Genomic DNA, 1,094 nt, shown 5'->3' on the forward strand with positions numbered 1-1,094 from the left:
TGTAGATAATATTAAAGGTGACCAGGGACTCAACGTTTCCGGCTGTTGGTTTTAAACCGGTAGGCACGTAATCAATAGTCAGTGGAACAGTGTTGAACCCGCTCTTTAACACCACAGCGGAAGAGTCATTGGGGATGATTTTTTCACCATCCGGGCCATAGAGTTGCAGGCCAACATGTTCAGCGTAACTAATACGGATTTAAACGTTGTATCTGTCTGGCCATTAAAGCTCACCTGCACATTGGTATATACCGAGGTATTACAGTCATTGAGAATAATATGGAACAGTTCAACCTGCCCCGCAGGCTTTCCTGGTGTAGCCAGGTTGCGAGTTTCAACCATCTTCACTGGAAAACATGCTCAGGTCATTAAGGCTCAGATACCAGCACCGGAAATTAGCGTAAGAGTTCAGGGCCAGTATTTCTTCACTGTTGTTACACAGATGCAAGCCACTTCGGTTAAAAGTGCGCATGTTAATTATAGACAAATGACATGGTTATTGCGGCACTGATGGTGCCAGGGGTTGCACCGCCTAAGGAATAAGCCTCAGTGTCTAACTGAAAGTCAACGCCACCACCAGTAATGGGCAAAGTCATTGACTGTCCATTTCCTTTGCCATGCCCTACGCCGTCTGATAACTGAACAGTAACATTTTTTGCGGTACCGCTATTTGCATACAACCAGTTTGGCTGACTAGGATCGTTGGTACCATGAAAAGTCGCCGTAACCTCACTTGTACCTGCCGGGCAATCGATCAGTTTGATATGAAACTCAACCGGTGGAGAGACTGAAGCGTTGTTGACCAGATCGGCAGCCTGAATATTATCTCCCAGTGCGATAGTCGTTGGGTTAGTGGGGTCCACTTTGCATGGTGAGGCAACAATAGTCCCTGCAATATTAATTTGTGCATCGTCGCCTGCCATCGCTGATGCGCTGCCCGTTAATGTACTTATTAATAAAAAAAAGAGCAGCGTGTGTTTCATTTAAATATTTCCTGAAGATGGATGTTAGTTAAAGGATATCTTTTATCACGCTTAGCTAAAAAAGATTTATTCTCTAATTGAAGATGTAAAAATAGAATTCCAGCGTTCGCC

Annotated in this window: 2 protein-coding genes; both read right to left on the reverse strand. The window is 44.4% G+C overall.

Annotated elements, in window-relative coordinates; translation table 11 throughout:
* Positions 1-105 precede the first annotated feature (105 nt).
* On the reverse strand, positions 106-348 hold the full coding sequence (locus FH968_RS23510; protein WP_139883895.1) for a hypothetical protein: 243 nt from the start codon (positions 346-348) through the stop codon (positions 106-108).
* 125 nt (positions 349-473) lie between these two features.
* A complete protein-coding gene (locus FH968_RS23515) occupies positions 474-983 on the reverse strand; it encodes a fimbrial protein (RefSeq protein ID WP_139883898.1) in 510 nt (169 codons plus the stop codon).
* Positions 984-1,094: the final 111 nt, after the last annotated feature.

The sequence above is a fragment of the Buttiauxella sp. B2 genome (assembly GCF_006376615.1).
Classification (GTDB): domain Bacteria; phylum Pseudomonadota; class Gammaproteobacteria; order Enterobacterales; family Enterobacteriaceae; genus Buttiauxella.